Source organism: Pseudomonas sp. Soil_N_39, from assembly GCF_057655955.1.
In genome coordinates this window covers 1-24,630 of record NZ_JBDGLI010000013.1, presented here as the reverse complement: position 1 = coordinate 24,630, position 24,630 = coordinate 1, and the positions used below count along the sequence as shown (strand labels likewise).

The 24,630-nt window shown below is 61.1% G+C and carries 21 protein-coding genes and 1 pseudogene; 2 read left to right on the top strand and 20 right to left on the bottom strand.

What is annotated here, in order from left to right:
• Window positions 1–123: 123 nt before the first annotated feature.
• The 17 genes from tpx to AC3A5O_RS19160 all read right to left on the bottom strand — a co-directional run bounded on the left by tpx (window position 124) and on the right by AC3A5O_RS19160 (window position 16,852).
• On the bottom strand, window positions 124–624 hold the full coding sequence (gene tpx / locus AC3A5O_RS19240; RefSeq protein WP_024779993.1) for a thiol peroxidase: 501 nt from the start codon (window positions 622–624) through the stop codon (window positions 124–126).
• A 118-nt stretch (window positions 625–742) separates the two neighbouring features.
• Complete coding sequence (locus tag AC3A5O_RS19235) at window positions 743–1,414, bottom strand: DUF3313 domain-containing protein (RefSeq protein ID WP_122564639.1); 672 nt, start codon at window positions 1,412–1,414, stop codon at window positions 743–745.
• 92 nt (window positions 1,415–1,506) lie between these two features.
• Window positions 1,507–2,001 (bottom strand): hypothetical protein, encoded by a 495-nt coding sequence (locus AC3A5O_RS19230; protein ID WP_305470935.1) that lies wholly within the window; start codon window positions 1,999–2,001, stop codon window positions 1,507–1,509.
• Between the two features lie 97 nt (window positions 2,002–2,098).
• Entirely contained in the window at window positions 2,099–2,596 is a 498-nt protein-coding gene (locus tag AC3A5O_RS19225; RefSeq protein ID WP_122564641.1) for a GNAT family N-acetyltransferase, read from the bottom strand.
• Window positions 2,597–2,742: 146 nt separating this feature from the next.
• Window positions 2,743–3,735, bottom strand: coding sequence for a LysR substrate-binding domain-containing protein (locus tag AC3A5O_RS19220; protein WP_487753571.1), 993 nt, complete (start codon window positions 3,733–3,735; stop codon window positions 2,743–2,745).
• Window positions 3,736–3,975: 240 nt separating this feature from the next.
• Window positions 3,976–4,920 carry a peptidylprolyl isomerase gene (locus AC3A5O_RS19215; protein WP_122564643.1) on the bottom strand — a complete coding sequence of 315 codons (945 nt, stop codon included), beginning with the start codon at window positions 4,918–4,920 and terminating at the stop codon, window positions 3,976–3,978.
• Complete coding sequence (locus AC3A5O_RS19210; RefSeq protein WP_122564644.1) at window positions 4,917–5,396, bottom strand: YbjN domain-containing protein; 480 nt, start codon at window positions 5,394–5,396, stop codon at window positions 4,917–4,919. The genes AC3A5O_RS19215 and AC3A5O_RS19210 overlap by 4 nt, the downstream gene beginning before the upstream one ends.
• Before the next feature lie 22 nt (window positions 5,397–5,418).
• A complete protein-coding gene (locus AC3A5O_RS19205) occupies window positions 5,419–6,066 on the bottom strand; it encodes a DNA repair protein (protein ID WP_487753570.1) in 648 nt (215 codons plus the stop codon).
• 15 nt (window positions 6,067–6,081) lie between these two features.
• Window positions 6,082–7,773: a putative porin gene (locus tag AC3A5O_RS19200; protein ID WP_487753569.1), complete on the bottom strand. Its 1,692-nt coding sequence runs from the start codon at window positions 7,771–7,773 to the stop codon at window positions 6,082–6,084.
• 38 nt (window positions 7,774–7,811) lie between these two features.
• Complete coding sequence (locus tag AC3A5O_RS19195) at window positions 7,812–8,516, bottom strand: energy transducer TonB family protein (RefSeq protein WP_487753568.1); 705 nt, start codon at window positions 8,514–8,516, stop codon at window positions 7,812–7,814.
• Window positions 8,517–8,518: 2 nt separating this feature from the next.
• Window positions 8,519–8,944 (bottom strand): ExbD/TolR family protein, encoded by a 426-nt coding sequence (locus AC3A5O_RS19190; RefSeq protein WP_003201710.1) that lies wholly within the window; start codon window positions 8,942–8,944, stop codon window positions 8,519–8,521.
• Window positions 8,945–8,954: 10 nt separating this feature from the next.
• Entirely contained in the window at window positions 8,955–10,754 is a 1,800-nt protein-coding gene (locus AC3A5O_RS19185; RefSeq protein ID WP_305470928.1) for a DUF2341 domain-containing protein, read from the bottom strand.
• Window positions 10,755–10,771: 17 nt separating this feature from the next.
• Window positions 10,772–12,334 carry a ShlB/FhaC/HecB family hemolysin secretion/activation protein gene (locus AC3A5O_RS19180; protein ID WP_487753618.1) on the bottom strand — a complete coding sequence of 521 codons (1,563 nt, stop codon included), beginning with the start codon at window positions 12,332–12,334 and terminating at the stop codon, window positions 10,772–10,774.
• 68 nt (window positions 12,335–12,402) lie between these two features.
• Entirely contained in the window at window positions 12,403–13,005 is a 603-nt protein-coding gene (locus AC3A5O_RS19175) for a transposase (protein WP_436278771.1), read from the bottom strand.
• 689 nt (window positions 13,006–13,694) lie between these two features.
• Window positions 13,695–14,492: a transglutaminase family protein gene (locus tag AC3A5O_RS19170; RefSeq protein ID WP_122564650.1), complete on the bottom strand. Its 798-nt coding sequence runs from the start codon at window positions 14,490–14,492 to the stop codon at window positions 13,695–13,697.
• Entirely contained in the window at window positions 14,489–15,439 is a 951-nt protein-coding gene (locus AC3A5O_RS19165) for an alpha-E domain-containing protein (protein WP_003201699.1), read from the bottom strand. The genes AC3A5O_RS19170 and AC3A5O_RS19165 overlap by 4 nt, the downstream gene beginning before the upstream one ends.
• Window positions 15,440–15,442: 3 nt before the next feature.
• The gene (locus AC3A5O_RS19160; RefSeq protein ID WP_122564651.1) at window positions 15,443–16,852 is read right to left on the bottom strand and encodes a circularly permuted type 2 ATP-grasp protein; all 1,410 of its coding nucleotides are present in this window, start codon (window positions 16,850–16,852) and stop codon (window positions 15,443–15,445) included.
• Between the two features lie 553 nt (window positions 16,853–17,405).
• Here AC3A5O_RS19160 and AC3A5O_RS19155 point away from each other — a divergent pair.
• A pseudogene (locus AC3A5O_RS19155) lies at window positions 17,406–17,738 on the top strand (LLM class flavin-dependent oxidoreductase); the annotation flags it as partial.
• A gap of 228 nt (window positions 17,739–17,966) precedes the next feature.
• On the opposite strand, the gene AC3A5O_RS19150 reads toward AC3A5O_RS19155, so the two are convergent.
• The 3 genes from AC3A5O_RS19150 to AC3A5O_RS19140 all read right to left on the bottom strand — a co-directional run bounded on the left by AC3A5O_RS19150 (window position 17,967) and on the right by AC3A5O_RS19140 (window position 22,305).
• Window positions 17,967–20,018, bottom strand: a complete 2,052-nt coding sequence (locus AC3A5O_RS19150) for a TonB-dependent siderophore receptor (protein WP_487753567.1) — start codon at window positions 20,016–20,018, stop codon at window positions 17,967–17,969.
• Window positions 20,019–20,257: 239 nt separating this feature from the next.
• Window positions 20,258–22,027 carry a sodium:solute symporter family protein gene (locus tag AC3A5O_RS19145; RefSeq protein WP_122564653.1) on the bottom strand — a complete coding sequence of 590 codons (1,770 nt, stop codon included), beginning with the start codon at window positions 22,025–22,027 and terminating at the stop codon, window positions 20,258–20,260.
• A gap of 11 nt (window positions 22,028–22,038) precedes the next feature.
• A complete protein-coding gene (locus AC3A5O_RS19140) occupies window positions 22,039–22,305 on the bottom strand; it encodes a DUF4212 domain-containing protein (protein WP_122564654.1) in 267 nt (88 codons plus the stop codon).
• Window positions 22,306–22,552: 247 nt separating this feature from the next.
• Between AC3A5O_RS19140 and AC3A5O_RS19135 the strand changes: the two genes are divergently transcribed.
• On the top strand, window positions 22,553–24,349 hold the full coding sequence (locus AC3A5O_RS19135; RefSeq protein ID WP_487753566.1) for a methyl-accepting chemotaxis protein: 1,797 nt from the start codon (window positions 22,553–22,555) through the stop codon (window positions 24,347–24,349).
• Window positions 24,350–24,630: the final 281 nt, after the last annotated feature.

The window sequence follows — 24,630 nt, the reverse complement described above, 5'->3', positions numbered from 1 at the left end:
TACCGGCAATTTACGTTGGGCTTACCTTTCGAATAGACAGCTAAGGCCTTGAAGCACAAAAGAAAACGGCCTGGACAAGGCCAGGCCGTTAACAATTGTAATAAATACCTTATTTCATGCCATTTATTTCAGAACAGCCAGGGCCGCGTCGTAGTTCGGCTCTTCAGCGATTTCCTTGACCAGCTCGCTGTGCAGCACGGTGTCGTTTTCGTCCAGCACCACTACGGCACGGGCGGTCAGGCCTTTCAGTGGGCCGTCGGCAATCGCCACGCCGTAGTTCTGAATGAACTCGGCGCCGCGCAGGGTGGACAGGTTCTGGACGTTTTCCAGGCCTTCGGCACCGCAGAAACGCGCCTGGGCAAATGGCAGGTCGGCGGAGATGCACAGCACCACGGTGTTGTTCAGCTCGTTGGCCTGGGCATTGAACTTGCGCACGGAGGTGGCGCAGGTCGGTGTGTCGACGCTCGGGAAAATGTTCAGCACTTTGCGCTTGCCGGCGAAGTCCTTCAGGGAAACGTCCGACAGATTGCCGGCAACCAGGGAAAAGGCTGGCGCCTTGGAACCGGCTTGTGGCAACTGGCCGTTGACTTGGACCGGGTTGCCTTTGAGGGTGACTTGAGCCATGAACGGATTCCTTCTGACAGTTTGAAAATGGTGAGGCCGGAGTTAACCACGAAATACGCCTGCGACCTATGGCCGGACATAAAAAGTCATGGCATCGACACCCCGGCGACGGCGCTGGCTATTTGGCCTTGAGCTGCAGAAACGACTGATGCAGATCCGACGCCCAGCCATCGATGACCCCTTTGACGTCATCGGGCTTCATGACCTGGGATTCGTTGGACAGTGGCTTGCCCGTGCCCTTGCGCACCACCTGGGCGACCACCGAGTTATTGCCACCGTCGAGAAAAACCGCTTCGGTGCCCAGGGTGGTTTCCTGGTCGCGAATACCGCTGGCGGTGCTGACAGCGGCCGCCACCAGCGCAATCGGAACCACCTCATAAGGTTTCAAGCCTTCGGTCTTGCTACTGACGGCAGTGATCGCCGCCCGTATCACCAGTACACCCGGCCCTGGAGCGGTCGCCAGGGGCAAGGATTTCCCGGCTTCCCGCATGAGGGCCTGATCGTAATAGGCGGTGATACCCGACAGCGTGGCCTGGGGGATCTTCACGGTCGCCTGCGGCTTGGGATAAAGCTGCGTCGGCTCGACATAGAGGCTGGTGTATTTGTCCAGGTCAATCTTCGGATCGACCCAACGCATGACCTCGGCCCCCGACGGCGACTTCTCTTCCTTGAGGCGGCTGTAATCGCCCAGGAATCCGGAATATTCATCCGGCTGGGTGACTTTGCTCGAACACCCCGTCAAGGCGAGCGAGGCCATGCAAACAAAGCCGATCATCGACGAAAACTTCATGCTGTCACTCCTGTAAGCCACACGAGGCGGGGCCGGAACTACAGGTATAGCCAATGGACAGGTTTTTGCCTGCCCTGAAAAGAACAAGTGATTCAGCCGCGCTCGCGGGGTATCAGGCTCTGTAATTGTTGTGCGAGGAAGTTTGCATCGAAGGCAAACGTGTCGGGGTCCTTCAACCCATTGGTCCGGCGCCATTGCCATTGCGTCGAGGGCGGCTGGCACACCAGGGAAATACTGCCGTGACGGGTCGCGGTCAGGCCGATGATCGACAAAGAAACCAGTCCGCCCGCGCCCATCACATCCGGCACGAACTCCACCGGTTTACCGGTAATGGCCAAGGTCAGTTTTTCGGTCTTGAAAGCGGATGTTTCTACCGGAACGTTCGAGCCGTGGGCCACATATGTCTCACGGCTCAGTTCCAGCAGGCCGAGCGTCATGACGGGCGCCAGCCATTGCTCGATTTGCCCGTACAGCGCCTTGATCTGCTCTGCCCAAGCCGCCGACTGGGCCTGGTGCAGTTGTTTCTTGTGCGCTTCGCTGTCGGCGTAGTGACGAAGCATCTCGCCCAATTGCTGTACATCATCCATGGGCCGTTCCTCGATTAGGGAGTACTGCGAAGCTGGATGATGACAGGTCCAGGACGCCGGCGTACGTAAAAGCCACTTTGTCTGCGTGGCTGACCTCTCAGCGCAGCCGCGCCATGGCGAGGGTGTCCACCCAACGTCCGTCACGCACGGCATAGTCGCGCATCAGGCCTTCGGTTTCGAAGCCGAACTTGCGGTACAGCCCAATGGCCGCTTCGTTGTCGGCGTACACCGTCAGTTCGACCCGGCGCAGGTTCATCCAGTTGTCCGCAACGTCCAGCGCCGCGGCCAGCAGCCTCGACCCCACGCCTTTGCCCTGCCAGGCGACAGCCACGCCCATGCCGAGGTTGCCGCAATGGGCCCGACGCACCCGCGAAAATTGCTCCAGCCCCAGGTTGCCGATGACTTCACCCGCGTGCAGGGCCACCAGTTTCAGCAAGCGCTCGTCATCCGTCGCCAGACGCTTGCGCCAGGTTTCGGTGGACTGAAAAGGCATTTGCAACACCTGGCGAGTCACCGCCGGGTCGTTGTAGAGCGCGGTGACACCGGCGATGTGGGCTTCAGTGAAGCGTGCTAGGGTGATCGAAGACTCGGACATGGGGGCTCCTTCCTGGAGGCGCGACAAGGCCGAGCACTATAAGCCGCGTCAAGCTGTGGGGGAAACCTGTGGGGCAGTGGTTTTGATACCGAATGTGCTGGCCTCATCGCGAGCAAGCTCGCTCCCACAGGGTTATGGTGATGCAACTAGGTCTGGAACCAATCCCGGCGCTCATCCAGTGTGTGGTGGATCAGCTCACGCAGCATCTGCACCTCTGGCGAACCTTCGGCCAGGGCATTGACGGCCATCCACAGGTGCCGCTGCATCGACAGGCTGAACACTTGCGGCAACGCCACCAGGCCTCGATCGAAGCGGCTCATGTATTGCGGCAACAGACCGATGCAGGCGCTGCAGCGAATCATTTCCAGCATCAATTCGTAGGATTGCACCTGCACCACACCGGCCCGACGTTGTTCTATCAAGGCATTCCACGGTGCGAAGCCGTCCACGTGTCGGTCCGCCTGCCATTGCACCAGCATGTAGTCGTTCAGGTCGTCCAGACAGTCTGGGCGCGTGGCCGGTCGTGAGTAACGTTTGGCGATGTGCGGCACATAGTCCAGCCGCGCCAATCGATCTGCGGGCAACGTGGCAAAGCTCGGCCCCGGCACCGACGCATGGGCATCGCTCAACCACAGCACCAGGTCGGCGCTGACGGCTTGCAGCGCCAGTTCGCTGTCCAGGGTGATGATCTGCAGTCGCACGCTGGCGTTGCGTCGCAGCAACGAAATCAGGTCGCGCCCGAGAATGTCATGCAGAATCGACTCGGCCACGGCCAGGCGAATCAAGGGCTGATCGTTCAGGGGCGGCGCGCTTTCGTGGGCCAGGCTGATCAAGCGCGCCTGCAATTGCCGGCCTTCGCGACTGAGGGTCAAGGCGCTGCCCTGGAAGCTGAACAGCGTACGTTGCAACCGCGCCTCCAACTGCGCCAACTGCTTGCGCAGCCAGGTCGCCTTGACGTTGAGGCTGCGGGCCGCTTGCATGAAGCAGCCGCAACGGGCACTGACCAGGAAACACTGCGCCACCTGCGGCTCGATACCACCGGCCATGGCCAGCCACGGGTCGGGGGCACGCAACGGGGTGCGGTATGGGGTGCGGTATGGGGTGACAGCCTGGCGTCCTGCGGGCTCGATGAAGGTCATGGGTGACTCCCTGTCGGTTGTACGAATACTTGGGGCTGCGCGGCGTTCCAGATACAGCGCTGCTCCCTATGGCGAAGGGATTCATCTGTGGGAGCAAGGCTTGCCCGCGATGAAGATGACGCGGTCTCCCTGGGAACCGAGGCGTTTGCATCGCGAGCAAGCTTTGCTCCCACAGATAAATCCCCTCGCCATAAAAGGTGTCATCTCACAAAGGTGTTCACATCAAAAAAAATGCCGCGGTTAAAGCCCCTCCTCCAACACCTTGCTCAACTGCGCGCCATCGATGCTCAACGTTGCCGTGTCGAGCATGCCGTCCAGGTACGCCTTGGCGATCTGTTCCTGGCGCTGGGCACGCAGGGCCTGGGTCAGGCGCTCGCGGACTTCGTCCAGGGTCGCCTCTCGGGCCGGTTGTTGTTCGGTGAGCTTGATGACATGGAACCCTGCCGGGCTTTGCACCGGGTCCGACACCGCGCCGACCTTCAAGCGTGCCACCGCCTCACGCACGGGCGGAACCAATTGCTGCAGCGGCTGGAAACCGCTGTCACCGCCGCGCTCGGCACTGGTGCGGTCCTGGGAAAAACGGCTGGCCAGGGCACCGAACTCAGCGGGCGACGCCTGGGCCTTTTTACTCAATTCCAGCGCTTGCCGGCGCACCGCCTCCACGGTTTGCGGCTCGGTGGCCGCCAGGAAAATCTGGCTGACCCGGTACAGCGCCGGCGCGGTCCAGTTGGCTTTGCCGGCGTCGTAAGCCTGCTTCAACTCGTCTTCACTGGGATACCCGGCCGGCACCTGGCTGACCGACTGTAAATAGTCACGAAACACGATCTGCTCAGCCGCCGCTCGCGTCTGCCGCTCGACCTCGGGCCGCTGACGCCAACCCTGGGCATCGGCCTGCTCCAACACGGCTTTTTCCGCCAGGCGGGTACGGATCCAGCCCTCCAGCGCAGCCCGGTTGCCACGCATTTGCTGGCGTACCTCGGGGGCCAGTGCGGCCAGCAAGGTCTTGAGTTCTTCGGGGCTGACCTGCTGGTTGCCCAATCGGGCCAAGCTCGGCGAGTCGGCCGCAACAACGCTGGCGGTCTGCACCGCGGCGACCGGATCGCTGCCCGGCCGCAGGCCCAGCACCAGCGCCACGGCGATCAGGCCCAGCGCTGCGGCACTGATGACGAAGGTCGGCTTTTTCACGATGCGACGGCCTCCTCCAAGGGCGCCTCAACAGGCTCGGCCGGGGTTTGCACCCGCGCCGCGTTCTGGCTGTATTCACGCAGGTAGACAATGAACTCCTGCAACAGTCGATCCCACAGTTCCAGATTGCTGCGCAGATGATCGGCACTCACGCCCGCCGCAACCACCACGTCCATTTCCATCACCAGGAACTCGCCTTGCAGCGACAACCGGGCAAAGCGCCGCGAGGCATTCCACAGTTCCGCCAACCCGGCCGGCAACTCGCCCTGCACCCGCAAGGCACAGCTGAAGGTGAAGTCCAGGTATTCCCCCGCCGTCGCCGCAGGATTGCCGAAACGCACGGCGAAACCGATGCCCTGGCTGGCACTGAGCAGTTGCACGATGCCGTTCTGCTCGGTTTCGTTGACCCGATAGCCCGCGGCCTGCAACAACTCGGTCAGGGATTTTGCACCGACGTTTTCAATCATTGAGGTCATGTTCGATTCTTCCTTGTTCTGTTCAGTGAGTGATCGAGGCCTGGGGCGCATCGAAACGGTTCTTGTAGAGATCATCGCCAAACCCTTGGGCCAGCTCTTCGAAACGCACCCGGGTTTTGGCCGCGAACGGCTGGCGGATCTTCATGATGTCGGTCACATCGATGGTTTCGTAGGCATGCAGCAGTGTCTTGGCGACTTCGTACATCTGCTGATTCTTGACCGAACATTGCTGCACTTGTGTGTCACGCTCGCTCAATTGCGCTTCCAAACGCGCCCGCTCGGTCTCTTTGCCACGGGCCAGGGTCAACAATTCCTCGTAGGCTTTCTTGAATTTGCCGACCTGCTCGTTGCTGGCCGCCACCTGGGCCTGGGCCTGGCTTTGCAGGTTTTGCTGATGCCCGGCCAGTTGCTCGTTCAGGGCCTGGGCCTTGCTCAATTGCGCAGTCAATTGCTTGATCTGCGCCAGGGCCTCCTTGGCCTGACTCTCCGCAGCCTGCCGGGCGGCGCTGGCCTGGGCCTGCTCACTCTGCAGGGCTTGCAACTGGGCGGTGGTGCTGCGCAGTTGTGCCCGCAGCCGCTCTTCCAGGCCTTCGCCGTGAGCCATGCCACTGAGCAACAGGCCCAATATCAGCAACGCACTCGGGCATGGGTATTTGGCTCGCCTTTTCATGAGGCCTCCCTGCGCTTAGAAGCGCGTGTTGATTTCAAGCTGCAAGACATCGATGTCGTACGGCGCGCCGTACACCGCTTCGGAACTCAACCAGCGACCGGTGGCGAAGACGTTGCTCGCCAAGCCATAGTTGCCGCCCAGGAAATACCCCTTGGCGTTGGTGCCACCCAGATGGAATGACGAATCGTTGAAGCCGTCCGGCAAGGCGTCCGGCTGGATGTACTTGTAGCCGGCAAACAGGTTCCAGTCGCCTTCGCGCTTGAGTTCCAGGGAGTTGCCAAGGGTGAACTGGAGCATCCAGGCGTTGGCACCGCTTTCCACCTCGCCATCGCTGTCCAGGTTGTTGGCGAACTGCCCTGCGGAGCGCTTGCGCATCTCGCCTTCGTCGTAGCCCAGGTTGTGAACATAATGGGCCTGGCTGCGCAGCTTCAGGTCTTCAGGCAGATCGGTGTCCCACGCGAAGTTCAGATCCAGCAGGTTGAACTCCGAGGCCAGGCCGACGTATTGCGGCTGTGGCGTGGTGGACGGGTTGAGGGGGTTGGGCGTGATGTCGCGCAGCAGGAACACGGTGTTGCCCTTCTGCATGAACGCCACCCGCGAACCATCGCTGTCGCAACCTGGATCACCGGCCCAGGGCTGACACGGCGAAGAACGCTGGCCTTCGATGTCGTCGAAGCGGTAATAGGCCATCGCCCCCTTGATCCGGTTGCTGTCGTTGATGGCCCAGTTGGCCCCCAGTTGCGCACCGTACAGCCACTTGTTCTCGCTCTCTTCCTTGTCACTGCCGTTGCTGGTGCTGGTGTCGTTGGTGTACTCCACCGGGAATGCACCGACAGTACCGAAGACGCCCCAGTCCTGATTGAGCTTGTGGTTGAAATTCGCCGCCACGCCATCGAAGTTCAGGTCACCGGAATACAACAGGTCGGTGGAGAAAAACGGGTTGGCGAAACGCCCGCCGGTCAGGGTCAATTCGTCCGAGGGCTTCCAGGTCAAGTAGCCCTGGTCGAGCCAGATGTCTTTCTTGCCAAAGCCGCCACCGAGGGTCTGAGTGGTGGACACCGGGTTGTTGTCCGAGCCGGTGCCGATGCGGATGCCCGCCGTCCATTGCGGGGCAATCACGGCCTTCATGCCCAGGCGGGCGCGCAGGCGGAACAGGTTTTCCCGGTCTTCGCGGGTATTGAGCAACGGCGGCAGGCTGGAACTGCTGTTGGGGTTGACATCGTAAGGGCCCTTGTCATTGAGTCGGGCGAAGTCGACGATTTCGTTGCTATTGGTGCCTGAGTAATAGCGCGACTCATCCCGCAGGCGAATGTCACCATCAAAACTGATGCGCGAGACCCAATCCGGGAAGGTGTTGGGCTGGGCCCAGTTTTCCTGCTTGGCGGTGGCCATGACTTCGGCCTTGACCTGGTCGCGGATCTGCTCACGCACGATGTTCGGCACGTATTGCACCCGCACGTCCCCCGGTGCCCCGGCGGGCGCTGCGGCAACCGCCGTGGCGGCCTGGCGGGCCTGCACGGCTTCCCGCTCGGCCTGGGCGATCAGGCCGTCGGCCTGGTCCTGCTTCAACACGCCCTGCTGCACCAGCAGGCGGATCAGATTGATCGTGGCGTTTTCCGAAGGCGCCGGGGCCGCGGCCGCGTGTCCGGCCAGGCTCAGGACTACCAGGCCGATCGCCCACGACAATCGATTCACATTGGAAATCATCTGCACACAACTCCTGTTGGCAAACTTCAAATAGTCGGTTAACCCGGCCGCCGTCCCTGCAAGGACAGGCGCACGGGCAAGGTCAAGGAGGCCGGTGGCCGTTCACTCAAATGGGGCGCGGCACGCAGGGCGGAAATCACTTGCTCATCCACTTGCGGGTTGCCGCTGGACTTGACCAGCTCGACCCGGGTGATTTCGCCCACGGCACTGAGCCAGACATCGGCCTGCAGCGAGAACGCCAGGCTGCGCAAGTCGGGGTTTTCCCGCAGCAGACGCTGGAAGGTGAACGCCAGGAACTGGCTGTAGGTGCCATTGCCCAAGCGCCCGCCCCCTGCCCCGGCCATACCGCCGCCCTTGCCGGCGCCGATGTTGAACGCGTCGTCGCCGGACTGGGCATCGCCATCCATTTGCATCGGGTTGGCCAGGTCATCCACCGGTGACGGCGGTGCTTCTTCTTCGGGCTTGACCTCTTCGGGCTCCGGGGTCGGCTCTGGCTCGACCACCTTTTCCTCGACCTGAGGCTCGGGTTCCTTGGGTTTCTCCGGCGGCGGTGGGGGCGGAGGCGGCAGCGGGATGATGGTTGGCACTTTTGGCGCCTCTCGCCGTACACCGCTCATGTCGTTGGCCCACTGCCACAGCAGCCAGGCCGCCACGGCGCCCAGCAGCAGGCCGGCAGCCCACTTGAGCAGGCGCAGCGGCGAAGTCTTCACCGGGGGCGGATCGATGGGAAGTCTGGCGGTCATGATCAGCCCTGGCTCGGTTTGCCGGTCACGAGACCGACCTGGGACAGTTCCAGGCGCCGCAACAGATCCAGCACTTCAATGACTTTCTGGTATTGCACCGTCGCGTCGCCGCGCACGATCACCGGAAAGTCCGGGCTCTGGGCCTTCTCGATGCGCAGGCGCTCTTCCAGTTCGGCCAGGGTCACCGGATAGGCATCGAGGAAGACCTGCCCGCCGTCGTTCACCGAAATCGCCTTGGTCTTGGCCTCGGACAACGACACCGAGGCGCTGGCCTTGGGCAGGTTGATCTGGATACCCGACACCTGGGCCGTGGCGGTGAGGATGAACATCACCAGCACCACCATGAGCACGTCCACCAGCGGCGTGATGTTGATGCTGTCGACCGCCGCGTCATCGTCGTCATCGTGTGAAGCGTTTACGCTAGCCATGGCGATTTCCTCAGGCCGGTACGGACGATGGGGCGTGATGATTACGGCGATGCGCCGCTTCACCGGACTGGCCTTCACCGTGCATCTCCGCCAGGCGAGTGATGAACTCGTCAACGAAGACCCGCATGTCGGCGCTGACTTCCTTGTTGCGGGTGATCAGGCGGTTGTAGCCAAACAACGCCGGGATCGCGACGAACAAGCCCATGGCGGTGGCGAGCAAGGCCGCGGCCATGCCCGGGGCGATGGCGTTGATGTTCACGTCACCGGCCATGGCCGTGCCGAGGAACACCACCATGATCCCCAGCACGGTGCCGAGCAGGCCGATGTATGGACCGCCGGCGATGGCGTTGGACAGGGACGAGAGCTTCGAACTCAGCGCTTGGTTCTCGCGGGTGCGCACGCCGTCCATGGAACAGCGGATCGCTTCGATGGTGGCCGCTGACACCGACGAGGTGTCAGCACCCTGCTCGCGACGGGTGCGGATTTCCTTGACGGCCACCAGGTACAAGCGCCACAGCGACGAATGTTGCAGACGCTGGGCCAGGTCCTGGTCGTCGGCGAACATTTCCAGGCGCGTGCCGATCCTGGCGAACTGCTCGCGAAAGGCTTCGTTGGCGGCGCTGAGGCGGCTGACCATGCGGTTCTTGCGGATCATGATGATCCACGACTGGAACATCATCAGCACCAGCACCCCGATGATCACCCAAGCGTCGAGCGGCACGGCGTTGAGCAGAAAGCCCAGGCTGCCGAAACCAAAGCCCGACTGCTCTTCATCGACACCGTAGGCCACCAGTTTCGTTTCGGCGCCCTGGGCATTGGCGTCGGCCAACAGCAACGGCGCCGGGCGGGCGACCTTGGACAGGCGCGCTTCGTCCATGGCGCCACTGAAGGGCGCGAAGGCACCGGCGGCAACGTCAGCGCCCAAGGCTATCGGCGCATTGAACGCCGGCATCGCCACGGCGAGGCTCGCGGTTTCACGTCCGTTGACGTACAGCACGACCCGGTCGCCCGAGGCGGTCAGCGCCAGGTGCTGCCACTGGCCAGGGTTCAGCGGCTGGGTCGAGACCGCGCGCTGCTCATTGATCGCTACGAACGGCACACCCTGGTTGACCCCAACCAACAAGCTGGTGGCGGCTTCGCGACGGGCCAGGATGAGTTGCTCGCCGCTGGACTGGTCCTGGCGCAGCCAGGTGCTGAAGGTGAACGCCGCGCCGGCACTGTGTTGCAACGACGGACTGGCCGGCAGCAACAGCGGCTGGCCGTTGAACTGCACGGCCCGCCCGATCACGCCGTCGATGCTCACGCCGGCCGCGCCTTGGGCATTGTTGCCGTAGGCCGTGGTGTCCTTGGGCGGCACGCCGGTGGCGCCGTCGAAGTGGTACAGCGCGGTGTAGTCCGGGTCGAAGGTCAACTGGCCGCTGCTCGTGGCCGGCGCCTTCTGGTTGCCGTAATACATCCACAGGTCCTGACGTTGGCCGCCCTCAACGTTGGGCACGTCGACCCAGATCAGCGCCATGCCCATCAACGGGTCGAAGCTTTCGATCTGGTGATTGAGCACGGTCTTGTCGTCGGCGCTGACGAAACGCAAGTCCGAGCCGTCGTCCTTGACGCCGTCGAAGGTGAAGTTGCCGGTGTGCAGGCGCACCAGCAATGCGGTGCGGCCCAAGGCCTGGGCGATGGCGGCGCCCTGGGGCGTGGTGTCCACCGAAATCTGTTTGCGATAGTGCCAGTCGTCCTGCCACCAGGCGTTGGCGGTCGCCGGAAGCACCAGCCCCAGGCAGATAAACAGGGATAACAATAAGCGTTGCATGGACATGACTCCTGGGTTCAAAACGTCGCTTGCAGGTTGAAGTGCAGGCGCGATTCCTGTTTCGAGGTGTTCGGCCCTTCGAGCAGCGGATAGCCCCAATCGAGGCTGCCGGACAGCCACTTGCTCAAGCTCGCACGGGTGCCGAGGCCGACGCTGGCGAGGCTGTAGTCGGCATCCTGGTCGGGCAGTTCGTCACGCAAATACAGCTGCGCACCTTCGGCGAAGGCATAGAAACGCCACTCCTGGACATAGCTGCCGAGGAACTTGGCCAGGGACGGGGTGCGCAACTCCTGGGACAGCAGGTAGCCGTCATCGCCGGTGCGCTCGGCGGCCAGATAGCCGCGCACCGAGGTGGCGCCACCGGCGGAGAATTGCTCGTTGGAGACCAGCGGCCCGGAGGCCAGTTGGAAGGCCGCCTTGGAAGCGGTCTGCCAGTCATTGCCGAAGGTAAAGGTGTAATTGCCGTCGCCCTTGAGCACCGCGAAACTGGGGCTGGCGCGATAGCGCTTGTAGTCGAACTCTTCGTCGGAGCTGCCATAACCCAGCAGGCTCCGGGTGCCCGCCACCAGGCTCAGGCCGAGGCCCAACTGGCTGTGTTCGGTGTAGCGAAAGCCGTTGTAGGCGAAGGTGAACGGCGCGTACTTGAGCGGTGCCTTGTCGCTGGCGCCGCCCAGGTTCAGCTCTTCCTCGAAGTCCTTGAAATCCACCCCGACCGAAAAGCTGTTGGCCCATGCTCCCGTGGACGGCAGGCTGTAGATCGCCGACACCCCGTAGGAATGCCCTTTGCCCAATACGTTGCTGCCACCGACGGTGGCGACGTTGCTGTCGGATTGGTACCCCGAGAACTGCACACTCCAGCGTTCGCTCAGCGGCGCGGTATAGGAACCCGACCAGACCTTGGCGTTTTCGGTGTCCTGGGGCGCAGTGAAGAAAGTCAGCGAAACGCTGTGGCCCAGTTGCCAGAGGTTGTTGTAGCCCAGGCTGGCGACCGTGCGCAGCTTTTCGGTGTCGGCACTGTAGTCGTTGTTCAGCCCCAGGCTGGCTTGCCAGGGATTCTGGTCTTCGACTTGCAAATCCACGTCCATGGTCCCGGGGCGCTGGCCTTCGCGCACCAGCGGCATGACTTGACGTCCCGGGGTCTTGTTCAACAGCGCCAGCTCTGCCTGGACCCGGGCGAAATCCGGTACTTCGCCTTCCTTCAGCGCTGGTACATCATCGCGGATTTCAACGGGCGAATAGTGCTTGGCCCCTACCACCCGCACCCGACCGATCTTGGTCTCGCTGACTTGCAGGTAGACGATGCCGTCTTCGACTTTCTGCTCCGGCAGTTCGACGAACACCGATTGATAACCACGGGTCTGATAGGCTTTTTGCAGGGCTTCCCGGGCGCCTTCGATGTCGCTCAAGGCCTTTTGCGGACCGAGGAACGGGTACACCGCTTCCTCGATGGCCCGGGCATCGAGCACGGTGTTGCCACGCACGAAATACTCGTTCACGTCCACCAGGCGCGCCGGCGCCGCTTCGGCCTCCTGCCCTCCTTCGGCGGCCAACGCGGACGGCCCCCCGACCGCCAGCAACAGCCAGCCCCACAGCGCCGGCCGCGATTTGAAGAAATGCTCCACATCACCCCCTGAATTCAAAGTACGGCTCAATTGCTTATGGTCGATGTTGTGGCGTGCCGGGCCAGCCAGGTGTGCAGCAGCGCGAAGTTCAAGGAGAACTCCGGCATTTGCAGCAAGGCGCCACAGAACACTTCACCGATGATTTTCTGGATGAGCCGCACCGCCCGTGCATCGCCCAGCAGCGTGGCGAGGTCTCTGCTCAGGACGTTGAAACTCCAGACCTTCTGGTTCAGATCCAGGCCGACGAACCAGCGGAACAGCAGGTTGTAATTGAGTTGTTCGTAGAGTTGCTGCTCGCTGGGCACCGAATAGAGCAGTTGCAGCAAGAGGATGTGCATGGCGGTTTGCGGCGCGATCAGCATCTGGGCACCGGCGTTGAGGCCTTGCAGCACATCGCGATGGTCATCCAGCAGGTCGTCGATCTGCGGACGCAGCAAGACCAGTGAATGGCCTTGCGGAATGTAGCTGGACACTTCCTTGAGCGCGCCCTGCCAGTCATCCTGGGAAACAATCCAGACCCACGGCGCACCGTAGCGATACACCGAGACCGGCTGTTTGCGCGCCGCCTCGACGATCTTCGACAGCCGCTGGTCAAGCTCCTGCATGCCCACTTTCGAATAACGTTCCATAGTCCCCATCGCCTCACTCCCGGCTTCGCGCCCCGGCTCCAAACGACCTGAAAGGTCCCCTCGAACACGTCACACAGGCATGACGGGAATGGCGATGTGCTACCGAACTTTTGTCATGAAAGCTTCATTTTTGAGGGTGTAGAGGCGTGAGGGTTTTGTGGGAGCGAGCTTGCTCGCGATGGCGGTGGGTCAGCTTGCGGCGATGTTGGCCGGGCGACCGTCATCGCGAGCAAGCTCGGCTCCCACAAGGGTTCTCGGGTGGTTACAAGATTTGTGTCTACCACCCATTCCAGTGTGGGAGCGAGCTTGCTCGCGATGGCGGTGGGTCAGCTTGCGGCGATGTTGGCCGGGCGACCGCCATCGCGAGCAAGCTCGGCTCCCACAGGAGGTCTCAGGTGGTTACAAGATTTGTGTCTACCACCCATTCCAGTGTGGGAGCGAGCTTGCTCGCGATGGCGATGGGTCAGTTGGCGGGGATGTTGGATGGGCTGCCGTCTTCGCGAGCAAGCTCGCTCCCACAAGGGTTCTCGGGTGGATACAAGATTTGTGTCCACCACCCATTCCGGTGTGGGAGCGAGCTTGCTCGCGATGGCGGAGGGTCAGGTTGCATTAATGCCGAAGGGGCCGGCCTCATCGCGAGCAAGCTCGCTCCCACAGGGGATCGGGTGTTGGCGATGAGGCCTGTGCTGTTATTGGTGCTGCACTTGCACCATCGAGCTCACCTGCACCCGCGCCTGCATCTGTTCCGCCCCGCCACCCCGGCGCATGCCCCGGACCGGGCAGGCGTCGAGGTAGTCCAGGCCGATCGCCAGTTTCAGGTGGCGGTCAGGGCGGGTCAGGCGGTTGGTCACGTCGAAGCTGTACCAGCCGTCGTCCAGCCAGGCTTCCGCCCAGGCGTGGCTCGCCAGGTGGCTTTCGTCTTCGGTGCACAGGTATCCGGAGACGTAGCGGGCCGGGATCCCCAGGCTACGCGCGCAGGCCAGGAACGCATGGGTGTGGTCCTGGCACACCCCGCTCCCCCCGGCAAACGCCTCGGCGGCGGTGCTGCTGACAGCCGTCGTGCCCGGGCTGTAGGGCATGCGGGCGGCCAGACCATTCATCAAGTCGGTCAGCGCCGCTCGATCACGCCGGGCTCCGCATTGCTCCACGGCGAAGGCACTGAGCACGTCATCCGCCTGGGTCAGACGGCTGGTACGCAGGAACGGCAACGGCGATTGGCTGTCCCCCTCCATCTCCACCGTCTGATCGATCTCCACCTGACCATAAGCCGTCAGCACCAAGGCGCCGTGGGGTTCGTCCATGGTCATCACGTGCAGGATGTTGCCATAAGGGTCGACCTGGCTACGCACCAACCGCGGCAGCTCCAGGTGCCATTCCAGGATGCGCTGGCGCTGAGTGTCCCGGGGCGTCAGGCGCAGAAACTGGATGCTGGTGCAGACTTCATCGGCGTAGCTGTAAGTAGTGTCGTGGCGTATGGACAGTTTCATACGACCTCCAGGTAAGACTCATGGACGGTCTGGCCCAAGTGGCGGATCTGACCAATCAGATCAGTCAGCCATTGGTGCAAGCCCGACGCCAGGATCTCGTCGATTCCGGAATAGCGCAGGCGCGCGTTCAGCTCGGCGGCCAGGCGTTGCGCCGGCCGGCCATTGTTGCCCGGCAAGCTGGCGAGGATATGGTCCAGTTCCTCGATGCAGGCATGCAGCGAACGCGGAACGTCGGCCCGCAGCAACAACATCTCGGACACCTGCTCGGCATTGGGCGCGTTGCGGTAGATCTCGTTGAACGCCTCGAACGAAGACAGCGCGCGCAGCAAGGCGCTCCACTGGTAATAGCCGCGGGCCGAATTGTCGCTGACCTCCTCCGACTCCTCGCCGAACATCTCGTAGCGGGCGTCCAGCAGGCGCAGGGTGTTGTCCGCCCGCTCGATAAAGGTCCCCAGGCGAATGAAACAGTAGGCATCGTTGCGCATGATGGTGCCCGACGTCGCGCCACGGAACAGGTGCGAGCGCTCCTTGACCCACTCGCAGAAATGGCTGATGCCATAGCGCCCCAGACCGTTGCTGGCGATGTTGCGCATTTCCAGCCAGGTGGCGTTGATGTTTTCCCACATGTCGGCGGTGATGCGCCCGCGCACGGCATGGGCATTGGTCCGCGCGGCTCGCAGGCAGCTGTAGATACTGCCGGGGTTGGTTTCGTCCAGGGCAAAAAAATGCAGCATGCGCTCGGTGTTGAGCGCGTCATAACGAGCGTTGTAGTCGTCCAGCGTGCCGGCCGCCAGCAGTGACATCGCCAGCTCGGCGTGGCCATCGCTGCGCCCGGCCTGGGGCATCAGCGACAGCGAGTAGCTGACTTCGAGCATGCGCGCCAGGTTCTCGGCGCGCTCCAGGTAGCGGGACATCCAATAGAGGTCCGAAGCAGTTCTTGAAAGCATGTCTTAGTCCTCCACTACCCAAGTGTCTTTAGTGCCGCCGCCCTGGGACGAATTCACCACCAGCGATCCTTCGCGCAGCGCCACGCGGGTCAGCCCGCCGGGCACCAGGCGGGTTTCCTTGCCTGACAGCACGAACGGACGCAGGTCGATGTGGCGCGGTGCGATGCCGCTCTCGACAAACGTCGGGCACGTGGACAGGCTCAAGGTTGGCTGGGCGATGTAGGCTTCGGGACGGGCCTTGAGGCGTGTACGGAAGTCTTCGATTTCCGCCGCAGTGGCCGCAGGGCCGACCAACATGCCGTAGCCGCCGGAGCCTTGGGTTTCCTTGACCACCAGATCGGGCAGGTTGGCCAGCACATGGGACAAGTCCTGGGGTTTGCGGCACTGCCAGGTGGGCACGTTCTTCAGGATCGGCTCTTCGGTGAGGTAGAAGCGGATCATCTCGTCGACGTAGGGGTAGATCGACTTGTCATCGGCCACGCCCGTGCCGACCGCGTTCGCCAGCACCACGTTGCCTGCACGATAAACAGCGATCAGCCCGGGCACGCCCAGCATCGAATCGGGGTTGAACGACAGCGGGTCGAGGTAGGCATCGTCAAGGCGACGATAAATCACGTCCACCTGCCGGGGGCCGGCGGTGGTGCGCATGTACACGTGGTCATCGCGCACGAACAGATCGGCCCCCTCCACCAGCTCCACGCCCATTTCACGGGCCAGGAACGCGTGTTCGAAATAGGCACTGTTGAAGCGTCCCGGGGTCAGCACCACGGCGGTGGGGTTTTCCAGGGGACTGGAGCTTTTGAGGGTATCGAGCAACAGGTTCGGGTAGTGATCGATGGGGGCCACGCGCTGGGCGGCGAAGAGCTCGGGGAACAGGCGCATCATCATCTTGCGGTCTTCGAGCATGTAGCTCACACCGCTGGGGGTGCGCAGGTTGTCTTCCAGCACGTAGTAGCTGCCGTCACCGTCGCGCACCAGGTCGACACCGGCGATATGGGCGTAGATGCCCCGGTGCAGGTTCAGGCCCTGCATCGCAATCTGGTAACCCTCGTTGGCGAGCACCTGTTCGGCAGGAATGATCCCTTCCTTGAGGATGTGCTGCCCATGGTAGATGTCGGCCAGGAACATGTTCAGGGCCTGGACCCGCTGGATGCAGCCACGTTCGACCATTTGCCATTCACTGGCCTTGATGCTGCGCGGGATGATGTCGAACGGAATCAACCGTTCAGTGCCCTGCTCGTCCCCATAGAGGGTGAAGGTGATACCGGCGCGATGGAACAGCAGGTCGGCTTCGCGGCGTCGTTGTTCGAGCAGTTCAAGCGGTGTGTCCGCCAGCCAGCGCGAGAAGGCTTGGTAATGCGGGCGGCAGTCACCCTGGGCGTCATACATTTCATTAAAAAAAGCGTGGGGCATAGCCAACTCCCAGCCGTGTCGTACACGGCATTTCTTATTACGTCGTCATTCCACTCAGTGCGGCCTTGCCTTTTTATGAGCCCTGGTTCTCTTGAATACCTCTTCGGCATGGGTCTCTGATCAGGCCTTTGCGTCCGGATGACGTGCGCCCCCCTGTTTATCTACGTATCGAATACCTCTGGCTGGCTCTGTGGTTCTGGAGTCTTAGCAAGGGCTGTGCCTAAGTGCGGTGCATCGCACCAATGCTGGAAAAACCATCGCAGAACGACAGAAAAGCGAAATTTATTTTCGATTTTGCGACGAAAAACTGTTTGAAGGCTGAAACGTTTATTTCAGTTCCCGGCGTCAATGCCACAAACGGGTCGAATCGGTGCACGCAGGCGGGATGCCGGCGTCGAATGCCCTGAAAAGGGGAAATTTATACCCACCGCTCAAACGCCGGGATTAACCCAACGATAGCTGACACACCGGACTTCGGGGTGATGAATATTCGTGGCGAGGGAGCTTGCTCCCGCTGGGCTGCGAAGCAGCCCTATCACACGTCTATGGAGTGGATGACCTCGAAGGCTGGAAGGTCGGCGCCCAGGCGATCTCGAAGTTCTATCGCACCTTCGATGCCTGGTTCGGCAACAAGCAAGTGCCGGTCAACGGCTTCCTGGCGCCAAGCCCGGAAGAAAAGTTCGCCGAGCGCCCGGAATTCCAGCTGGAAAACATCCGCAAGAACACCATGATCGGCACCCCGCAGCAGGTCGTCGAGCGGATCAAGTATTACCAGGAACTGAGGATGGATGAATTCAGCTTCTGGTGTGACAACAGCCTGCCCCATGCCGAGAAGAAAAAATCCCTGGAGCTGTTCATCCAGCAGGTAGTGCCGGCGTTTCGGTGATCCGCAGCTCTTGAAGTCTGATAGCGGGAGCGCCTGTTCTGGTCAGTCAATTGAACCGCCATCGCGAGCAAGCTCGCTCCCACAGGGGATTCATGGCGAACACAAACTGGATGAGCACCCGCAGCCAATGTGGGAGCGAGCTTGCTCGCGATGGCGACCGAAATGTGAAGGTGATCCCACAAAAAATGCCCGGACTTCAAAGTCCGGGCATTTTGTTTTCTGAATGGATCAGAACGTTACGCTGGCACTCAGGCGAGCGGTACGTGGTTCACCGACATTGACTTGCACCTCGCTGCCAGTGGAAGACGGGTAGTACTGCTTGTCGAACAGGTTGTCGACATTCAGCTGCAACGACGTCTTGTGCCCGAACACCGGCGACTCCCAACGCAGGAAGGCGTCGGCGACGGTGTAGCTGCTCAGCCAGAAATCGTTGGCGTTGTTGGCGGCGCGTTCGCCGACATAACGCGCACCGGCACCGGCGTGCCAGGTACCGAATTCGGCAGGCACGTTCAGGTGGTGGGACAGGTACAGGCTGGCGGTGTGTTTGGGGGCGTCGGCCAGACGATGGCCTTCGTCGTCCGGATCGTCGAGGATTTCCGTGTGGGTATAGGCGTATGTGCCGATCAGGTCCCAGCGGTCGGCGAGGCGACCGGTGATGTCGAGTTCCAGGCCTTGGGAGCCGACTTTGCCGGCGGCTTCCGACAGCGTCACGCCATTGACCGTGGAGGACGTCACGACGTTTTTCTTGACGATGTCGAACAACGCGAGGTTGATGTTCAGGCCTGGTAGCGGATCGTACTTGGCGCCGATTTCATAGCTGCGACCCTCTTCCGGATCGAAGGTATTGCCGGCGTCATCCACGGTGTCATTGGGCTTGAACGACCGGCTGTAGTTGCCGTACAGCGACAGGGTATCGGTGGCTTTGTAGACCAAGCCGAGGAACGGTACGAAGGCGTCGCCGTTGTCATCGCGATTGACTTCGTAGTCCTTACCAAGCCCTTGGTCGCTGTATTGATCGTAGTGCTGATAACGACCGCCCAATACCAATATCCAGCGATCATCGAGATGCCAGTTGTCCTTCAAATAGACAGAACTGGAGTTCAACTGATTGCGTAGATCACTTTGAGTTGTACTGATCACACTGGGCTCAGCCAAACCGCCATAAACCGGCGACGTGATATCGAAACCAGCTTGAGCCTTTCCACGGTAAGTCTTGCCACGAAACTGATCGGAAACCTGATTATCGACGCCGATCAACAAGTCATGACGCTGGCCCAGCAACTCTTGCTTGCCCATGAAATCCCAACTGGCATAACGGGTTTCGTCGTCGTAGTGCGCGCCGTTGGCGGCTCGCTGAAAAACACCGGTTTTCGACAGGCTCGGCTGCGCGATCGAAAGACTGTACCGATCATTGTTCCACCCATAAGTCACGCGGGTCTTCCACGCCTCGCTCAGCTCATACTCGAACCGTGCCGTGGCCGTTTCGCGAATACCGACGCTCTTGGCCCAAGGCTCATCAAGACGCTTGTCGTAGTCGATATCGGCCGGATGCCCATCGGTGAATATCGTTCCCCGATCAAACGGATTTGAATATTCGTTGTATTCATAACTCAGGTTCAACGAAGCCCGTTCCCCCGTCCACGCCAGGGACGGCGCCACCAGGGTGCTCTCATTGACGCCGTAGTTGCGCCAGTAATCCTCATGCTTACGCTCGGCAATCAGTCGATAGGCCAGGCCGGTGTCGCCCAGCGGCCCGGTGGTGTCCAAGGCCATGGTGCCGCCACCTTCGCTGTAGGCCGAGCCGCTCAACGTGGTGCTTTGAACATATTCCGGTTTCTTGCTGATGACGTTGATCAGGCCGCCGGGCTCCAGCGCGCCGTACAGCATCGAGGCCAGGCCCTTGAGCACTTCGACCCGTTCGGTGGTAGCGCTGAAGTTGTGCCCCAGGTTCGAACGCACGCCGTCGCGCAGGATCGAGCCGTCGTCGTTGGTACCGAACCCGCGCTTGACCAGCGAGTCCCGCGAGCCGCCCAAGGTGTTGCCCTGGCTGACGCCGCTGACGAACTTCATCGCGTCGTTCAGCGAGCGCACCTGGTAGTCGGCCAGGGTCTGCTGGGTCACCACGTTGATCGATTGCGCCTCTTCCTTGATCGGTACATCGCTCTTGCTCGCCGTGCTGGCTTGCGACGTCGTATAGCCCTCGTCCTGAGTGACACGACTGCCCTGCACGTTGGTGGTGGGCAGCTCCAGAGTGTCTTGTGCCCTCAAGGGGCTTGCCATGAAACAGCAGGACAGCGCAGGTAAAACACATTTGACGAGGGCATTGCGGTAGGTGAGAGGGGTGGAACGATTCAAGACGCGCACTCACAGAGGGATAGTAATGAGAGCGAATATACTTTGAGAATGATTCCCAGTAAATCTTTCTAACATCTCCCTGCTTGACTCTGCGCACAAAAAAGGGCGCCGGATGATAAGTCCGGCACCCTTGATGCTTCCCTCCCAGTCTCGGGCGGGTGCGGTCAGTGGTCGATGGCGGCACCGGCTCCTCTCGGTACGCGGATGTCTTCGACCAGGTGCTGGATGTGCTCCGGTGGCGGTGCGGTAAAACGTGACACCACCACAGCAGCCAGGAAGTTGAAGAGCATGCCCAACGTACCGATGCCTTCAGGGGAAACCCCCAGCCACCAATGTTCAGCCGTGTTCATCGTCGGGTTGATGAACTTGAAGTAGACGATGTAAGTGAACGTGAAGGTCAGCCCGACGATCATCCCGGCGATCGCGCCTTCGCGGTTCATGCGTTTGGAGAAGATCCCCATGACAATGACCGGGAAGAACGAAGACGCCGCCAACCCGAAGGCGAACGCAACCACCTGGGCGACGAATGCGGGTGGATAGATGCCAAACAATCCGGCAATCAGCACCGCCACACCGGCGGCAATGCGTGCTGCGAGCAACTCCTGCTTTTCGTTGATCCTGGGCATGATGTTGCTTTTGAGCAGGTCATGGGAAATCGAGGTGGAGATCACCAGCAATAACCCCGCCGCCGTCGAAAGCGCCGCCGCCAGGCCACCGGCCGCGATCAACGCGATCACCCACCCCGGCAGGCCGGCGATCTCGGGGTTGGCCAGCACCATGATGTCGTTGTCGACATAGAGTTCATTGGGCACCGGCGAGAGCTGGTTCGTGAGCAATCGTTGCTCATGCGCCCCACGCTCACCGGTAAAACTCGGCGCTCCGACCAGGGCCGCACCCGGGCTGTATTGGATGATGCCGTCGTTGTTCTTGTCCGCCCACGCAATCAGCCCGGAGTTTTCCCAGGCCTTGAACCAGGCCGGCGCGGTGGCATAACTGACGTTAGGGATGGAGGTCAGCAGATTGGTCCGCGCGAACGCCGCCACGGCCGGCGCGGTGGTGTAGAGGATGGCGATGAACAGCAATGCGTAGCCTGCCGACTTGCGTGCATCCCGAACGGTGGGGGTGGTAAAGAACCGCACGATCACGTGAGGCAGGCCCGCGGTGCCGACCATCAGCGCCATGGTGATGAAAAACACATCCATGGTCGACTTGGTGCCATTGGTATAGGCGGTGAAGCCCAATTCAGCGCCCAAACCGTTGAGCCGCTCGATCACGCTCTGCCCCGAGCCGGCGGCCTCGCTGATAAAGCCCAACTGCGGTATCGGGTTGCCGGTGATCATGATCGAGATGAAAATCGCCGGCACCATGTAGGCAAAGATCATCACGCAATACTGCGCCACTTGGGTGTAGGTGATGCCCTTCATGCCACCCAATACCGAATAAAAGAACACGATGGCCATGCCGATCATGACACCGACGTTGATATCCACTTCCAGGTAACGGGAAAAGACGATCCCGACGCCGCGCATCTGCCCTGCCACATAGGTAAAGGAGATGAAGATCACGCAGATCACCGCCACCACCCGCGCCGTCTGCGAGTAATAACGCGCCCCGACGAACTCGGGTACGGTGAACTTGCCGAATTTTCGCAGGTACGGCGCCAGGCACATTGCCAACAGCACGTAGCCACCGGTCCAGCCCATCAAGTAGACCGAACCATCGTAACCGGCAAAGGCAATGATCCCGGCCATGGAGATGAACGATGCCGCCGACATCCAGTCCGCACCGGTGGCCATGCCGTTGAGCACCGGATGCACGCCCTTGCTGGCGACGTAGTATTCGCTGGTGGAACCGGCACGCGTCCAGATTGCAATCGCGATGTACAACGCAAAGGAGGCGCCTACGACCAGATAGATCAGGGTTTTTGTGTCCATGTGCGCCGCCCTCAGTCTTCGTGAACATCATATTTGCGATCGAGCTGATTCATCTTCCAGACATAGAAGAAGATCTCGAGCACAAAGACGTAGATGGAACCCTGCTGGGCAAACCAGAACCCCAAGGGGGTACCGAAGAAACTGACGGTGTTGAGTGCATCAACCAACAAAATACCGAAGCCGAAGGACACCAGAAACCAGATGGCCAGCAATATCACCATCCAGCGTAGGTTTTCCTTCCAGTAGGCGCGCGCAGCCTGTTGCTTTTCAGTGGACATGGAGGTGCCCTCCCGTTTGTTTTTATTGTTTTGCACTTCAAACCGTAGCAGTCACTGGGCATGACGCTAGTACGACTTTCGTCTAATTCGCGCCATTAAGCATTGACATCCCTGCCTAATCGCCACAGGGAGCGCTAAACAGCATCTAGATGCCGGAGTGATATCAAATCGCCCTACCGTCCTAAAGCTTTGGCGCTCGCGGTCGAATGTATTCCATTAAGAGATTTTTTTGCCCAGGAGCAGCGGCATGCAGACGTTAAAGGCCTTGTACGAGTCTATCGAAATGCAGTTTTTCGATACCCTCACCAAAAAGCTGTCGAGCCTTTTCCTGTTGGTGTTGGTCAGTGGCTTGCTCTATTGGGTAGCCCTCAGCGCCCGCGCCGAGATTTTGCTGCTGTTGCGCAACGCGCAGTTGGACGGCGCATTGCTGGGGCAGATCGAAGACCGGCTCGATAGCCTGACCCATGCCCTGCTCTTCGGCGCGGTCCTGACGCTGGGCATGATCAGCTTCATGGTCTGGTATTTCCGTCATCTCATCGTGCGCCCCGTCACCGCCATGACCAAGGCCCTGGAAGAGATCGCCAACGGCGAAGGCGATCTGTCCAAGGACCTGCCGCTGGTGACTCACGACGAGATCCGCACGCTGGCCGGCACCTGCAACCGATTCCTGGCCAAGCAGCGGGAGATCATCAGCAACGTCCAGGCGCTGACCGTGCACATCGCCGTCGAATCGGCCCGCTCGCTGAAGAACATCAGCGACTCCAGCGACAGCGCCACCCACCAGGCCCGCTTCGCCAAGGAAGTGATGGACCAGAGCAACACCGCCGTGGGCCGCATCGAAGAAGTCTCGCGCCAGACCCAGGGCATCTCCAGCACCACCGCCCAGAACCTGAGCATGGCTCGCGATTCCTACGCCGAGCTACTGGAAGTGACCGGCAACATCAGTGAGATTTCCAGCAGCCTCGGTGAATTTTCCACCCTGGTGAGCGCCCTGAACCAGCGTTCCTCGAGCATCAAGTCGATTGTCGGGTTGATCCAGCAGATCTCTGCCCAGACCAACCTGCTGGCACTCAATGCCGCCATCGAAGCCGCCCGGGCCGGCGAAAGCGGCCGTGGCTTCGCGGTGGTGGCCGATGAAGTGCGGACCCTGGCACAAAACGTCAGCCGGGCCACCGATGATATCTCGCGCAACATCGACGCCATGCTCGATGAAGTCAGTTCCACTCACGAACAGACCACGCAAATCAGCCACAGCGCCCGGGAAACCCAGAAAGTGGTGGAACGCGCCTCTGGCCATTTTGAGAGCATGATCGGCGATTTCGAATCCACCAACGGCAAGCTGGCGGACATCGCCACCCATATCCAGCAATTCGCCGCCAGCAACACCGGGATCAATGATCGGGTCACCCAGATTCATGCCGACAGCCAGTTGATCGACCAGCGCATGCAGCATTCGGCAACGGCCACCCGCGACCTGTCCGGCGTGGCCGAAAAGGTCCAGGCGCTGCTCGGTCGCTTCGTACTCGGCCACGGCAAGCTGGATGCCGCCATCACCCGCGCCAGCGAGTGCCGCGACACCCTACAGGTTCGCCTGGAAGCACTGCAACGCGAAGGCCTGAACCTGTTCGATCAGAATTACCAACTGATTCCCGGCACCGATCCCAAGCAGTACATGGCCAGCTACACCGAACGCTTTGCCCAGGTCTGCCAGGAAGAATGCGACAAACTCACCCGCAGCACGCCGGGTGGCAAGGTTTCGTTCATTGTCGACAGCAAGGGCTATTGCCCGGTGAACAACAGCTGGGTCTCCAAGCCGCCGACCGGCGACCGGGCAGTGGATTTGCCGGTGTGCCGCAACAAGCGAATCTTCAACGACCCGATCGGCCTGCGCGCGGCGGGCAACGTCCAGCGCTTCCTGCTGCAGACCTACCTGCGCGATACCGGGGAAATCATGACCGAGATCGACGTCCCGTTCTTCTTTGACGGCCGTCATTGGGGCAATTTGCGGGTGGGCTTCGATGCGGCGGTGTTGTTGGCGGAGTGATCAACACCGCAATCAAGCCAGACAACTACCCCGTGGCGAGGGAGCTTGCTCCCTCGCCACAAGGGATTTGTGGTGTATGCAATTCTTGAGACCACCCCAAAAACAACTGTGGGAGCGAGCTTGCTCGCGATGGCGTCGGGTCAGTCGACATTATCATTAACTGACACTCCGCTATCGCGATCAAGCTCGCTCCCACAAGGGTTCTGTGGCGTATGCAAATGCTGAAACCAACCCAAAACAACTGTGGGAGCGGGCTTGCTCGCGAAAGCGGTGTGTCAGCC